This is a genomic window from Candidatus Endoriftia persephonae, assembly GCF_023733635.1.
GTDB lineage: Bacteria > Pseudomonadota > Gammaproteobacteria > Chromatiales > Chromatiaceae > Endoriftia > Endoriftia persephonae.
The window spans coordinates 1955550-1968969 of sequence record NZ_CP090569.1; the positions used below are offsets into that span (position 1 = coordinate 1955550).

Annotated in this window: 14 protein-coding genes; 9 read left to right on the forward strand and 5 right to left on the reverse strand. The window is 60.6% G+C overall.

Translation table 11 applies throughout. The annotated features are described in order from the left end of the window. Positions 1 to 79 precede the first annotated feature (79 nt). From nrdR to L0Y14_RS08720, 3 genes are read left to right on the forward strand one after another with little or no spacing between them, the layout of a single operon-like run. Positions 80 to 592 (forward strand): transcriptional regulator NrdR, encoded by a 513-nt coding sequence (nrdR, locus tag L0Y14_RS08710; RefSeq protein ID WP_005960886.1) that lies wholly within the window; start codon positions 80 to 82, stop codon positions 590 to 592. Next, entirely contained in the window at positions 589 to 1710 is a 1122-nt protein-coding gene (gene ribD / locus L0Y14_RS08715) for a bifunctional diaminohydroxyphosphoribosylaminopyrimidine deaminase/5-amino-6-(5-phosphoribosylamino)uracil reductase RibD (RefSeq protein ID WP_005960887.1), read from the forward strand. Before nrdR ends, ribD begins: the two co-directional genes overlap by 4 nt. A 10-nt stretch (positions 1711 to 1720) precedes the next feature. Next, on the forward strand, positions 1721 to 2380 hold the full coding sequence (locus L0Y14_RS08720; protein ID WP_006473804.1) for a riboflavin synthase: 660 nt from the start codon (positions 1721 to 1723) through the stop codon (positions 2378 to 2380). On the opposite strand, the gene L0Y14_RS08725 is transcribed toward L0Y14_RS08720, so the two are convergent. Then, positions 2354 to 3103, reverse strand: coding sequence for a L,D-transpeptidase family protein (locus tag L0Y14_RS08725; RefSeq protein WP_040818665.1), 750 nt, complete (start codon positions 3101 to 3103; stop codon positions 2354 to 2356). The genes L0Y14_RS08720 and L0Y14_RS08725 overlap by 27 nt on opposite strands. Then, positions 3100 to 3819 carry a type 1 glutamine amidotransferase gene (locus tag L0Y14_RS08730; RefSeq protein WP_005960890.1) on the reverse strand — a complete coding sequence of 240 codons (720 nt, stop codon included), beginning with the start codon at positions 3817 to 3819 and terminating at the stop codon, positions 3100 to 3102. The genes L0Y14_RS08725 and L0Y14_RS08730 overlap by 4 nt, the downstream gene beginning before the upstream one ends. A 264-nt stretch (positions 3820 to 4083) precedes the next feature. Between L0Y14_RS08730 and L0Y14_RS08735 the strand changes: the two genes are divergently transcribed. After that, a complete protein-coding gene (locus L0Y14_RS08735) occupies positions 4084 to 4884 on the forward strand; it encodes a hypothetical protein (protein WP_040818662.1) in 801 nt (266 codons plus the stop codon). 72 nt (positions 4885 to 4956) lie between these two features. Beyond that, a complete protein-coding gene (locus L0Y14_RS08740; protein ID WP_138921714.1) occupies positions 4957 to 6666 on the forward strand; it encodes a carbohydrate binding domain-containing protein in 1710 nt (569 codons plus the stop codon). Between the two features lie 51 nt (positions 6667 to 6717). Here L0Y14_RS08740 and L0Y14_RS08745 read toward each other — a convergent pair whose 3' ends face one another. Both L0Y14_RS08745 and L0Y14_RS08750 read right to left on the reverse strand, forming a co-directional pair. Further along, complete coding sequence (locus L0Y14_RS08745; RefSeq protein ID WP_005960893.1) at positions 6718 to 6888, reverse strand: hypothetical protein; 171 nt, start codon at positions 6886 to 6888, stop codon at positions 6718 to 6720. A 135-nt stretch (positions 6889 to 7023) separates the two neighbouring features. Next, positions 7024 to 7728 (reverse strand): OmpA family protein, encoded by a 705-nt coding sequence (locus L0Y14_RS08750; protein WP_083825098.1) that lies wholly within the window; start codon positions 7726 to 7728, stop codon positions 7024 to 7026. A 457-nt stretch (positions 7729 to 8185) separates the two neighbouring features. On the opposite strand from L0Y14_RS08750, the gene pdsR reads away from it, so the two are divergent. Together pdsR and L0Y14_RS08760 are read left to right on the forward strand one after the other, a co-directional pair. Beyond that, a complete protein-coding gene (gene pdsR, locus L0Y14_RS08755) occupies positions 8186 to 8887 on the forward strand; it encodes a proteobacterial dedicated sortase system response regulator (RefSeq protein WP_006473799.1) in 702 nt (233 codons plus the stop codon). Beyond that, entirely contained in the window at positions 8887 to 10941 is a 2055-nt protein-coding gene (locus L0Y14_RS08760) for an ATP-binding protein (protein WP_006473798.1), read from the forward strand. The genes pdsR and L0Y14_RS08760 overlap by 1 nt, the downstream gene beginning before the upstream one ends. On the opposite strand, the gene L0Y14_RS08765 is transcribed toward L0Y14_RS08760, so the two are convergent. Further along, positions 10938 to 11996 carry an aminopeptidase gene (locus L0Y14_RS08765; RefSeq protein WP_240991567.1) on the reverse strand — a complete coding sequence of 353 codons (1059 nt, stop codon included), beginning with the start codon at positions 11994 to 11996 and terminating at the stop codon, positions 10938 to 10940. The two genes, L0Y14_RS08760 and L0Y14_RS08765, sit on opposite strands and share 4 nt — an antisense overlap. Before the next feature lie 303 nt (positions 11997 to 12299). On the opposite strand from L0Y14_RS08765, the gene L0Y14_RS08770 reads away from it, so the two are divergent. Both L0Y14_RS08770 and L0Y14_RS08775 read left to right on the forward strand, forming a co-directional pair. Next, positions 12300 to 12806 carry a thioredoxin family protein gene (locus L0Y14_RS08770; protein WP_040818649.1) on the forward strand — a complete coding sequence of 169 codons (507 nt, stop codon included), beginning with the start codon at positions 12300 to 12302 and terminating at the stop codon, positions 12804 to 12806. 126 nt (positions 12807 to 12932) lie between these two features. Beyond that, positions 12933 to 13412, forward strand: coding sequence for a thioredoxin family protein (locus L0Y14_RS08775; RefSeq protein WP_240991566.1), 480 nt, complete (start codon positions 12933 to 12935; stop codon positions 13410 to 13412). Positions 13413 to 13420: the final 8 nt, after the last annotated feature.

Consider the following 13420-nt stretch of genomic DNA (forward strand, 5'->3'; position numbering starts at 1 on the left):
TTAAAGAAAATATTGTGAGCGTAGCCCACACCAACCCGATTCATAATTTACAATTCAAAATCCATAGTTTCCTTTAAACATGCGTTGTCCCTTCTGCGGAGCCCAGGAGACCAAGGTGGTCGACTCCCGCCTCAGCGGTGACGGAGACCAGATACGTCGCCGCCGCCAGTGCAGCACCTGCAAGGAGCGCTTCACCACCTATGAGACGGCCGAACTCAACATGCCACAGGTGGTCAAGCAGGATGGCAGCCGCGTACCCTTCGATGAAGATAAGTTGCGCGCCGGCATGGAGCGGGCCCTGGAGAAACGTCCAGTAAGCGCTGAGCGAGTTGATGCGGCAATCAGCCACATCACGCGCAAGCTGACCACCAAGGGCGAACGCGAGATCCCCTCACTGCAGATCGGCGATCTGGTGATGGATGAGCTAAAGCGCCTCGACCAAGTCGCCTACGTACGCTTCGCCTCGGTCTACCGCAAGTTCGAGGACGTCAACGCGTTTCGTGAGGAGATCGAACGACTCGAGCGCCAGCCGACGCCGGAACAGCGCCGTCAGCAACTCAAGCTGCCGATCAGCGACAAGGAGAAAAAATGAGCAGCGACACCGATCACCACCAGATGGCCCGCGCGCTGCAGCTGGCGGAGAAGGGGCTCTACACCACCCATCCGAATCCCCGGGTCGGCTGTGTGCTGGTCAAGGATGACCAGGTAGTCGGCGAGGGTTGGCATCGTCGCGCCGGCGAACCCCACGCAGAGCGCAACGCGCTGGCCCAGGCTGGCGAGCGCGCTCGTGGCGCCACCGCCTATATCACCCTGGAGCCCTGCTGCCATCAGGGCCGCACCCCACCCTGCAGCGACGCCCTGATCGAGGCCGGTGTCAGCCGCGTAGTGGCGGCGATGCGCGACCCCAACCCGCTGGTTGCCGGCAAGGGGCTGGCACAGCTGGAGGCCGCTGGCATCGCCACCGAATATGGCCTGATGCAAGCCCAAGCGGAGGCGCTCAATCCGGGGTTCACCAAACGCATGGCCGAGGGCCGTCCCTACATCCGCTGCAAGCTGGCGATGAGCCTGGACGGCCGCACCGCGATGGCCAGCGGCGAGAGCCAGTGGATCACCTCCGAGGCGGCGCGGCTTGATGTACAGCGGCTGCGCGCACGCAGCTCCGCGATCCTCACCGGCATTGGCACCCTGCTGGCGGACGACCCCTCGATGAATGTACGCCTTTCCGCTGAAGAGCTGGGGCTGGAGGCAGATCTACAGCCGCCAACGCCGGTGCGGGTGGTGCTCGATCCGGCTCTGAAGACCCCACCGACAGCGAAGATGCTCAAGCTACCCGGCCCCACGCTACTGCTGAGCAGCGACGATGAACCGCTGCACGCGGCCGCCCTGGATGCAGCTGGCGCCCAAGTGATCTCGCTGGCAGCCAACGGCTGCAACCTCAACCTCGACGAGGTGCTCACCGTTCTCGCCGAACAAGAGCTCAACGAGGTGCTACTGGAGTCAGGCGCCACCCTCGCCGGCGCGCTGTTGGAGAAACAGCTGATCGACGAACTGGTGATCTACATGGCGCCCCACATCATGGGTGACAGCGCCCGCGGCCTGTTCCACCTACCGCTGCTGAAGCAGATGTCACAGCGCATCGGGCTGCAGATCAGCGATCTGCGCAAGGTCGGCCCGGATCTACGCATCACCGCCCACCCGGTCTATTCCTGAGAGAGACTCGATGTTCACCGGAATCATCCAGGCTATCGGCACTATCGCCGGCAAACAGAACCGTGGCGGCGACCTGCGCCTGCAATTGCGCACCGGCAGGCTCGACCTAAGCGATGTAGCGCTCGGCGACAGCATCGCTACCAACGGTGTCTGCCTGACCGTGGTGGAACTGAGCGGCGACGGCTTCACCGCGGACGTCTCCCGCGAGACCCTTGCCCACACCACCCTGACGCAACTCGGCGTCGGCAGCACGGTCAACCTGGAGAAGGCGCTGACCCTCAACACCCGTCTCGGCGGTCATCTGGTCAGCGGCCATGTAGATGGCATCGGCAACATCATCGATCGCGCCGCGGATGCCCGCTCGATCCGCTTCACGCTGGAAGCGCCGGCGGAATTAGCGAAGTATATCGCCCACAAGGGTTCGATCTGCGTGGATGGCGCCAGCCTCACGGTAAACGCGGTGGACGGCAACCGTTTTGATCTGAACATCGTGCCGCACACCCTGCAGGAGACAATCATGGCCGGCTATGCCACCGGCAGCCAGGTCAATCTGGAGGTCGATCTGCTGGCGCGTTACCTGGAGCGGCTGATGCTGGGGGAGCGGGCCGCCGAACGCAGCGGTTCGGGCATCACCCAGGCGTTTCTACGGGAGCACGGCTTCGCCGGCTGAGGCCAGTGCGCCACATCCCGACTCACACCGAGCCGCTTTCGCGGCCAGGGGAAATCGCGCCACCCCTTGCTGCAGGTAGCTGTAGAGCTCCGCCACCCAAGGGCGAGCCGCCGCTGGAAGTTGCGGGGCTTGGCACCGGAAGTCATAAGGCAGAATCATCACTGAGGCCGGCTCCTGCCAGCTTCTTGCTACCAGCAGAAACAGCTCCTCCACCGCCTGGTCGCCAATCGCCAGACAGCCCACCGACCAAGCGCTGCCGTGGATGAAGATATTGGAACCGGGCTGCCGGCGTCCCTCGGCATGGGCGTTGAGCCAGTCGAAACTGTTGGGAAAGTTGAGCTTGATCGAGAGGTGAAAGCGGCTGTGGGGGTTGAGCGCCTCAATCTGGTAGAAGCCCTCGGGCACCTGCCGGTCCCCCTCCCGCAGCTTGGGACCGGCCACGCCACTGGCGGCCAGCACCTGATAGTCGTGGATATGCCGCCAGGGCCCAGCATCTGCCGCCCAGACCTCGATCTGCTGCTCCTGTTTCAGACTGATCAGCTGCAGTCGCGCTGGCGGATACTCCACCCCGGCCTGTTCAAAGCGGCGTCGCAATTGCAGTTCGAGGCGTGGCACCAGCCGCTCCAGCACCTGCACCACCTCGGGCGATAGCGGCTCATTCGCCGCCACAGGGAGAGTGCCTACGATAAGGGTGAAGCAGAGCAGAATGACAGCGAACCTCATCCACCCTTCCCGTTCGCCCTGACCCGCGCCAGCCAGTTGCCGTAGATCACATCCGAGATCCGGTGCAGACGTGTGATCTTCTCATCCAGCCCGACGGTGATCTCTTCGGAACGCTGGCTGCAGGCCGAGCTGAGTTCCAGGTCACTGCCATATTTGTCGATCCAGGCCTCCACCATCTCGGCGGTCATTTCGAGATGGAACTGCATGCCGATATGGTCGTTGATGCTGTAGGCCTGATTCCTGAAGCAACGACTCTGCAACAGGGGCTGGCAGCCCGGCGGCATAGAGAAGGTGTCGGCGTGCCAGTGGAAGGTATCAAAACTCTGCGGCAGCCCATCCAGCCAACTCAGGTCATCCGCGCCATTGGCTCGCTGCAAGGGGAACCAGCCGATCTCCATCCCCTCACCGCGGCTGACTTCGCCGCCGAGCGCCTTGCTGATCAGCTGGCCACCGAAACAGACTCCCATCATCGGCAGCCCCGCTGCAAACGCCGTGCGGATCAGCTCCAGCTCACCCTGCAGCCAGGGCAGGTCGTCATTCACACTCACTGCTGCACCGAGAAACACCAGCCCCGACACATCCTCCACCTGCGGTGGTATCGGGTGATCCACATCGATGCAAACCAGTTCCCAGGGAACCCGGCGCTGATCGAGGAACTCCCCGAGATAGCCAGGGCCCTCACAGGCGATATGACGGAATATACGTACAGGCTTCAAGATAGATCACCAGGATCGCTCCAACAGAGCAACCATTCTAGCTTCGACCCGAGCGACAGGAAAACTCTCTGGTCAGCGATGCAGTTACGCTCATAATTCACACCTTCAGCGTGACCGAAAACACATTCACAAGCCACCAATCCGAAAAAACTGCGATACCAATCACAGCCTTGAATCTAACCGAACAAGAAGTGCAATAGACATCACACTATCCTTTTTCCTACCATAACTGGAACGAGATTCGGATTCTAAAGGGACGCAGAAGTGAAACCATCCACAGTGGCAGTTGCACTATCCGGAACCGCAGCGGCAATCCTGCTGCTCGCCGCCCTCAGCAAATATGGCGGCGAGTCTACATCTACTGATCAGGACCTAGCCGCCGCCTCACCCACCCCGCTGGCAGAAAAATCCTCCGACGTCGCCAGCTTCCCACCCACACCGGCCGAACCTGCACCTTCATCCGAAACAACAAAAGCTCTCGCTGCAGACGAACCACTGCCGGCACACACTCACCAGTTCGCAGAAGATGCCACTGATGAGGAGATCCTGCGGGTAATGATGGAACAGCTTGCACAAATGGAGCTGGAAGCAGAGCCAGCGCTTCCAGATGAGGCTGTCGCGCTCTGGCAGGACGATAAAAATGGAGCCGCCGCCGGCCTGCCGATCCCTGCCGAGGTCGAGTACGAAACGATTAGGGTCAACCGGGATGTGCTCAATAATCTCCAGGTGGGGCAGCCACTGGAGTTGCCGATCCCGCAGGAGGCCAAATCCTACTACGGAACCATTGAAGAGACCCACAATCAGCTGGATGGCCAGGTGCAGGTCTGGTCTGGCGGGTTAGAGAATGGCGGCAACTTCAGCAACTTCACCCTCACCCAGGGGCAGCAAAGCACCGTAGTGATGGTCGCCACCGGCAGCCGCATCTACCAGATTGAGATCAACAACCGCACCGGCCGTGGCGCGGTCATCGACAACCGGACACTCTCGGTATTCAAAATCCCTGGCGATAGCGTAAAGCCCACCGAGCCCACCACGCCTATCCCAGGAGGCGAGCCGGATGCCTGATCCATCAAGAAAAACACGCTCTCAAATTACAGTGGAACCAATAAACACAACCAGGAAAGTTAGGGGAAAACCATGAAGCCAACCGCTCTGAAGCTAACAGCCGCGGCCCTCGCCTCGGTTCTATCGATGCCTGCCATGGCAGAGATCATCACCGTCGATGTGCTCGGTCTCTACACCAAAGACCTCACCGATGCCGGCAAGGATGGCCCCACCCGGCTTGCCGCGATGGTCGAATTTGCCAATCAAGCACTGGAGAACAGCCAGGTCGATATGCGCTACCGGTTGGTCCACACCCAACAGGTCGATCTCGTCAACGATGGCAATACCGATGGGGATGCGCTGGACGCTGTCACCAATGATAGTGCCGTAGCGGCACTGCGGGACCAGTATGGCGCGGATATGGTGAGCATGATCACCAACACCGGTCCCTACTGCGGTATCGCCTGGGTTGGCCAGGGTGATAGCAACGGCACCTTCCGCTCCTACGCCAAGAACTACGCCTACAGTGTGACTGGCTACACTTGCGTCAGCAGCTTCGCCCACGAACTGGGCCACAACCTGAGCCTTGGTCACTCCCGCAAACAGGGCAGCACCGGCAACCTCTACGAGCATGGTGTGGGCTACGGCGTCGACAATACCTTTGTCACCCTGATGGCCTACGAATCGGCCTTCAGCACCTACAACGAGCAACAGCTGCACTCCAATCCGGCCCTCTCGACCTGTGTGGATCTGCCCTGCGGCGTACCCCACGACCAAGCAGGCTCATCAGACGCATCCTTCTCACTCAGAGCCGCCGCCCCCCAGGCGGCTACCTGGCGTCCCACCGTCGTTGATGGCGGCGGTAGCAAACCCGGCACCGCAACCGAATTGGCCACTAACGGCAACTTCGACAGCCTGGATGGCTGGAGCGTCTTCCCCAGCGACAGTTGGGGAACCCTGAGCCAGACTGAGGATCTGGTTGACAGCGTGGCCGCAGCCGCGGTCAGCGGTCGCCGCTCCAGCGTCGCTGGTCCATTCCAGACCTTAGATGTAGCTAACATCGAGGCCGGCACCACCTACAACTTCACCGCCTGGGCTAAGCTGGGTGAAGGCACCTACTCGCGCCAGCGGGCTTACGCCTACCTCTACACCAAGGATGCAAACAACCGCGGCCGCTGGCACCGTCTGGCCAGGACCTCCATCGTCCAGAACGAATGGACCAAACTGCAGGGCAGCTTCACTGCCGGCGATATCGCGCTCAGCAGCGCCAAACTGCTAATCTGGGGCCCCAGCCGCCGCAACGACTTCCTGGTGGATGAGGTCTCCTTCAGCAGCGCTGCCAGTACTCCCACCACCCCCACCAACCTGGTCGCCAATGCCGACTTCGAGAGCAATGCCGACGGCTGGAACGGCAAGTACGGCGCACAGCTGGCAACCGTGGCGGATGGCTACGGCGACAGCATGAAGTCCCTTTCCATGACCAACCGCCGACGCTGGTACAGTGGTGCCAGCTACGACCTGACCGGAAGCCTGGAGAACGGCAAGACCTACAGCATCTCCGCCAAGGTCAAGACAGCTGAGGATAACCAGCGTGGTCGCATCTATCTGCTGATTCGCGCCAACAACCGTTATCGCTGGTACTTCGTCAAGCGCCAGGATGTCGGTACCAACTGGAGCGAGCTGAGCGGCGAGAAGACCATCAACGTCAGCGGCGATATCCAGTCCGCCCAGGTGGTATTCATGGTCGGCAATAGCGGCGTCGACTCACAGATGGACGATGTGGTCGTCCAGGTAGTCGAATAGTCGTCTCCTCTGTGGCGCACCCCACTTGGGGTGCGCCCTCTCCCGCCGCCATTACATCCCGCCGCCGACAAACAGCAGCAGTAGCATCAGCGCCACCGACCCGAACACTCCAGCAGCCAGAGCCGAGAGCAGGGTCAGCAGCAGATCAGTCAACAACGAACGCGACCTCATCGCGCCTGCCAACCCCACCCATTCCCTCTCATCGCCCCTTTTTGTGAGCATAGGCCCTCTCCCTTAATCGCTGAGTCCCGTCATTGCGTAGCCTCGCAATCGGCATCACCAAACGAAATGAGGCCGGGTTGATCCGCTCAGGCGAGCCGTAGATAAACTCCTCGCACAGCGGCTGCGGATAGCCCTTCACTGTGCCGCCCGGTCAACAAACGAGAGCAGCACAAAGCGATCGAACGCCATGCCATCCAGGTCGTTCTCCGCATAGGCGGCCAGCGTCTCACCCTGTGGCTGCTGCCGGATCCGCTCTGCATCAACACCTGCTGCCAGTAGCCGCTGCACCACCGATTCCGCTCGTAGCTGCGCCAGCTGCTGATTGTAGCTGGGGCTGCCACGCCTATCACTGGAGGCGCGCACCTCGATATCGAGCTGAGGAAACGCCTTCAACAGGCCTGCCAGAGTATCCAGCTGGGGCTGCAGGCGCGGCTCCAGTTCACTGCTGTCGGTACGAAAACGCAGGCAGAAGGAGAAGCCATCCGCCACCGCCTGCAGGCGCTGGTGCTGCTCCCCGCGGATGCGCTCCAGCGCAGCCAGATCCCGGCTCCTTGCCCCAGAAACCTGCTGCAGCTGCCGCTGCGCCTCACCCAACGCCTCGCGGGAGGCCTGCAACTCCGCATCTCTGCGTCCGATATCAGCGACCAGCGCCCCACCGACCGCCCCGACAACGATCCCTGGCGGGCCAGCCAGAATCCCACCCAGTAGCATGCCAATGGCCGGCTGTTTCAAGGTTTCAATCCCATCATCGCGCAGATCCAGAGAGCCCTCCTGTGCCTGAGCGGAGAGGCTCGTCGAAAGTGCCAAAACGGTTGCTGCGATCAGTTTCATCTTCATCATTCATCTCCTCGGTTGGCCCAGCGCGCCATCCCTGACAAGGGCGACTCTCCTTGGTCTGCGCCGGTAAAAACTAACTTGTGGAGGAGATTACAAAGCACGGTGGTGGCAGGAGCTTGCCCAATCGGGGCAAAGGGAAGACAAAAAGTGGCAACACGGTGGCAATGGTGCAGGCAACCGCTGCAGCTTTTTACCACCACGGCAAAGCCGGTTACATTAGAGAGCCTCTGATTAAGTCTGGACGAAATCGAGTGTGATTCAGAATTCTCAGATTCAAGGCGCAAATCGCACGTAATAGCTGGCTATTGCGAACGACTACATGGATGCAGGAGGTAGAGTCACGCATGGAGCCGTTGCCAAGATTTGCCACGCAGAAGCTGGATATTCTGGGCACAAGATACGCGTTCATGACTTGATCAGAGGCTCCTTAGCTCCCTACCAATCAGCCAATGGAAGCCAGATGCCAAAATTGATCGCCATCGTCGAGGATGAGCCGGCCATCCGCGACAACTACACCGACTACCTCACGCGCCAGGGCTATCGGGTCAATGGCTATGCCTCCCGTCAGGCTGCTTCCAGCGCCTTTGGCAGACAGCTGCCCGACCTGGTGATTCTAGATATCGGCCTGCTGGGCGAACCGGACGCCGGCTTTGAGCTCTGCCGGGAGCTGCGCAGCCGCTCCGCCAATCTACCGATCATCTTCCTCACCGCCCGTGACGACGAGTTCGACACGGTCTCGGGACTGCGCCTGGGCGCCGACGACTACCTCACCAAGTCGATCAGCCTGCCGCAGATCGCGGCGCGCATCGCCGCCCTGTTTCGCCGTCTCGACGCCCTGCAGACTCAACAGAGTAGCGACAACATCCTCACCCCGGGGTCGCTGCGTCTCGATCTCGACCGGCTCACCGCCCACTGGCGCGAGCAGCCGGTGGAGCTGACCCTCACCGAATTCTGGATGGTGCATGCGCTGGCCCGTCACCCCGGCCACGTGCGCAGCCGCGATCAGCTGATGGAGGAGGCCAACATCCTGGTGGACGCGGCCAGCGTCAGCACCCACATCAAGCGCATCCGCCAGAAGTTCCAGCAGCTCGACGCCGGGTTCAGCGCCATCGATGCAGTCTACGGCGCAGGCTACCGCTGGCTCGAGAATGGGCAGAGTTGATGCCTCCGCTACGCCGGCGCCGCTTCCGCGAAAGCCTCCGCTTCAAGCTACTGCTGGTCTCGCTCTCACTGCTGGCGATCCCATTGGCAGGCTATCGCTACCTGGTCGAGACCGAGCAGTTTCTGCGCAGCGCCAATGAACAGAATCTGCAGCAGAAGGCCGAATTGATCGCCCAGCTGCTGGCCACCCAACAGGAGCCTGCATTTCGCAGCAGCTTTAGCGAGGCACCAGCGATCTTCGTCCACCCGCTCGCCCAGCCGATCGATCTGGACGGTTACGGTGAGGAGTGGCAGCCGCTGCTGGACCAGGCGCACAGCTACAGCACCGGCAGACTCAGCTTTCGTCTGCTCAGCGGCATTCATGCTGAGCAGCTGCTGCTGTTCCTACAGATCCGTGATTCGACGATCCGCTACGCACCGGCAAACGACCTGCTGAGTCCGGCAGCGGATCACCTGCTCCTGCAACTGCGCTCGGAGACGGGGGTGCTGCGGCGTTATCGCATCGCCACCTCGGCTCCCGGCTGGTTTCAAGCCAACCCGCAACAGCAGGCGGGGCCGCCGATCCGCGGCGAGTGGCAGGAATCACCTGACGGCTACAATCTGGAGCTGGGCTTTCCCGTAGAGTTGGCGCGGGGTGGGCTCTCCGTCACCGTCTTCGATCAGGCGGCGCAGCAGCCCCCTGTCGTCGCCTCAAGCTCAGGGTTGGATAATGATGCCCTTCTGGCACGGCTGGTGCTGCCGCTGGCTGCGGTAGAGTCTCTGTTACAGGGGGTGGTTAGTGACGGTGAACGCATCCAGGTCGTGGATCGCCAACAGATGATCGTGGCCAGAAGCGGCAACCTAAGCCCACCCCACTGGCTCAAACCGGCCTCCCCCTTCGAGCAGCTGCTGCGTCGCCTGCTGCCGCGCCCGGCGGGAATCTTCCAGACGCCGCATCAGCATGCCGGACGCCTCGACGCAGCGGCGATCCACCGCGCCCTGCAGGGGGAGAGCACGGTCAGCCTCCAGCAGAGCCATTTCGAGTCGGCGATCACCCTCTCTGCCGACGTACCGATCCGCGCCACCGACGGCACTCTGCTCGGCGCCCTGCTGATCGAAAAGAGCAGCCATGAAATCCTCAGCCTGCAGCAACGTGCCTTCGCCCGGATCCTCTCCACCGGGTCAGTTCTACTACTACTCTCGGTGCTGGCCCTGCTTGGCTACGCCGGTCGCCTTACAGGCCGGATTCAGCGCCTCAATCGCAGCGTGGAGGCGGCGGTCAGCCCCGATGGACGCATCCTCTCCAACCTCCCTGCGGTCTCCGAGCGGGACGAGATCGGTGAACTCAGTCGCAGCTTTGGCCGGGTATTGCGACGCCTCAGCGAATACAACCGCTATCTGGAGTCGATGGCGTCACGACTTGCCCATGAGTTCCGTACACCGCTGACCATGGTGCAGTCCTCCCTGGAGAATCTAGCCAGCGACCCGGACCCGCAGGCGCAAAGCCGTTACCTGGAACGCGCCACGGAGGGTAGCCGGCGGCTCAGCCTGATCCTGCAGCGGATGCGCGAAGCGACCCGCCTGGAGCAGAGCCTGCAGCAGGCGGAGCGGGAGCCGCTGCAGTTGGAGTCGCTGCTGCAGACCATGCTGGAGGGGTATCGGGTCAGCTTTCCCGATGTTCGATTCGAGTTGCAGACAGCGCGGCTGGCGCCGATCGACGCCGCACCCGAGCTGATCGCACAGGCTCTCGACAAGCTGGTCAGCAACGCCATCGATTTTCACCAAGAGCAGACGCCAATTCGCCTGCAGCTGACTCCATTGCCGGAGCACAGTCGGCAGCGGCTATCTGTGATCAACCAGGGCCCTACCCTGCCAGAGACCATGACCAGCCACCTCTTTGACTCGATGGTGAGTCTGCGAGGAGATCGGGACAGCGGCTCACATCTGGGCCTGGGACTCTATCTGGTGCGGCTGATCGCCGAGTTTCACCAGGGCCACGTCTATGCTGAAAACCTGCCAGACTGCAGTGGCGTGGTGATCGGCATGGAGTTTCCCTCAACTACTAACAAGGATTAAGGCCGCAGCCGAGCATGTCGCGCCTCCAGCGGTAGCTCCGCCAAGGCTTCGCAAGCGGCATAAAAGCGTTCTAAATCTCCACTCTGTTGCCGATAAAGTGCCTCCAACCCGGGCACCAGCGACTCGTAGGTGGCCAGCGATGCTAGCAGAGCGTTGTTGAGTGGACGTCGGAACCAATGGTCAAAGCCACTGTAACCGCCCCACTCCGCCTTCAAGGCCTGATAGCGCCGCCGCAACTGGTCGAACAGCGCCTGTTTGCGCTGGCGCATCTGGGATGCTGGCAACTCTTCAGCATAGAGCACTGCGAGGGATGCCCGACTCTGTAACAGTAGCTGAGTGAACTGGCTGCTACGGCTACGCTGTCGATGCCACTGCTCAAGTTTTTCCGGAGCCTCCTGCTCTAGCCAGGCTTGCACGCCGATACGTGCCAGCTGTGTGGCAAACGCCTCATTGAAGGCGCTGTCGCCCTGCACATAGAGCTTTTGATGGGCCAGCTCGTGGAAGATCAACGCCGCCAGGCGCGGCTCCGACCAGCGGATCACGCTGCTGGTGATCGGGTCATCGAACCATCCCAGCGTCGAATAGGCGGGCGCCGGGTTGACCACCTGGTCGTAACCCTGGGCAGCAAGCTGCTCGCCGTGGGCCTCCGCATCTCGCTTGTCGAAATAGCCGCGATAGGCGGCACAGCCCACTACCGGATAGCACCAGCTGATCGGCTCCACCGAGAACTCTGGAGTCGCCACCAGGCTCCAGACCACCGCCTCCCGCTGCAGCTCCGCGTAGCTGAGGTAACTGTCGTTGTCCGGCAGCGCCAGCTGCTGACTGGCAAACTCGCGAATCGCCACGACCCGCCGCAGCCGCTGCTTAAGCTCGGGGTCGATGGCATTGTCCAGCAGTAACGACTCGATCGGGCGACGTTTCTGCAGCAGATCGAGCTGACCGTTGATCGACTGGGCGTAGTAGCCGAGCATTTCACAGCCACTGAGCAGCGGCAGAAAAAGTAGCAGACAGATGAGCGACAAGGTGTACTCAGCTCTGGTCTGTGGTGAGTGCATCACGCAGCCTCTCGATTATGCGGCAGCACACTATCTGCATCGGCATTCATCACTGACACCAAGAATCAACCAAAACCCCACTAATCAGACTTGAAAATGTGCCTGCTGTCACACCCCGTACCACTGCGTTCGTATCATCCTCCGGTTCCTGCCTCGTCTGCCGAGTAAGGTTTTATTGGGATTAATGATTCAATAAAACCTGATTCTTGTCACATCGCGCATCAGGGAAAACCCTTATAGTGATTGATATATTATCATTTACTGATATACTGACTCAGCCATCAGACAGGGGGGGCTTGAACGTTGAAGCAACTGCGCATTCTCGTCGGACTTATCCTTATCACGCAAGTTCTTCCTGCCTTTGCCGATTCGGAAGCCATTCCCGCCACAGAGGACTGGGCACAGGTTTCTGCTGAGGCACAAGCGGCCCAGTCTCCGATTATCTTGGTTTTCACAGCTGAAGCTTGTAGCTACTGCGAGCAGCTCGCACACGATGTACTCATTCCGCTGCAGGCATCAGACGAGCAAAACAAGCCCATTATCAAGGCCTTCGACATCAGCACAGGCAACAAAATCATCGATTTTGACGGCAGCAAGGTCCGGGGCCGCAATTTCATCTCCCGTTACACGGTCTTCGCCACACCGACCGTGGTTATCCTCGACTCACAGGGGAAACAGCTGGCGGCCCCCATTGTTGGCTACAATTCGAAGGATGCATACCTGATCCTGCTGAACAACGCGATCGACTCATCCCGCACCGCTATGCAGGATATCGAGCTGCCGGAAAAAGTGCTCGCTGGTACTCAGTAACCGGCTTTCGGGCAGACCCCCTGATCATTTCACAAGACAAACTGTCATATCAGAGATGCGGTAGGCACTCGACCACCGGTTTTGGCTATACTTCCGCTCCTATTTTTCGACTTGATGGAGCGACTCGTGCGAAGATTGATCCTAGTTGTATTACTTAACCTCTCTCTACTGGCCGTCGCTCAGGCATCCCCCGACAAAGTGCATTCCACCATTGTTTTTACCGACAATCTGCAAAAGGATGCCGCCCTCTCCAAACGCCTAAATGCACCCATCCTGCTGGTGGTTTCCCAGGAGCACTGCCCTTTCTGTGATCTGTTGAAGCGGGAGGTGCTCAACCCGATGGCCTTGAGTGGGGACTATCGAGACAAGGTGGTGATGCGCGAGATCCTGATCGACCTGGGGGAGAGCCTGATCAACTTTGAGGGCAAGTCAGAGGATGCCGCCGAATTTGCCCATCGCTATGATGTCTACCTCACCCCGACCCTGCTGTTTCTCGACCCCCACGGCAATGAACTCAGCAAACGCATCGTTGACGTCAACACAGTGGAGCTCTTCTACTTCTACCTAACCAGCGCCATCGACAGCGCCCGGGAGAAGATGCAATAACTGCCTCG

Bases quoted from the DNA above. Each gene is read 5' to 3' on its own strand.
- L0Y14_RS08750 (WP_083825098.1), bottom strand. From the start codon at position 7,728: ATGATGAAGATGAAACTGATCGCAGCAACCGTTTTGGCACTTTCGACG.
- L0Y14_RS08745 (WP_005960893.1), bottom strand. From the start codon at position 6,888: ATGCTCACAAAAAGGGGCGATGAGAGGGAATGGGTGGGGTTGGCAGGC.
- ribD (WP_005960887.1), top strand. From the start codon at position 589: ATGAGCAGCGACACCGATCACCACCAGATGGCCCGCGCGCTGCAGCTG.
- nrdR (WP_005960886.1), top strand. From the start codon at position 80: ATGCGTTGTCCCTTCTGCGGAGCCCAGGAGACCAAGGTGGTCGACTCC.
- L0Y14_RS08720 (WP_006473804.1), top strand. From the start codon at position 1,721: ATGTTCACCGGAATCATCCAGGCTATCGGCACTATCGCCGGCAAACAG.
- pdsR (WP_006473799.1), top strand. From the start codon at position 8,186: ATGCCAAAATTGATCGCCATCGTCGAGGATGAGCCGGCCATCCGCGAC.
- L0Y14_RS08740 (WP_138921714.1), top strand. From the start codon at position 4,957: ATGAAGCCAACCGCTCTGAAGCTAACAGCCGCGGCCCTCGCCTCGGTT.
- L0Y14_RS08725 (WP_040818665.1), bottom strand. From the start codon at position 3,103: ATGAGGTTCGCTGTCATTCTGCTCTGCTTCACCCTTATCGTAGGCACT.
- L0Y14_RS08765 (WP_240991567.1), bottom strand. From the start codon at position 11,996: ATGCACTCACCACAGACCAGAGCTGAGTACACCTTGTCGCTCATCTGT.
- L0Y14_RS08760 (WP_006473798.1), top strand. From the start codon at position 8,887: ATGCCTCCGCTACGCCGGCGCCGCTTCCGCGAAAGCCTCCGCTTCAAG.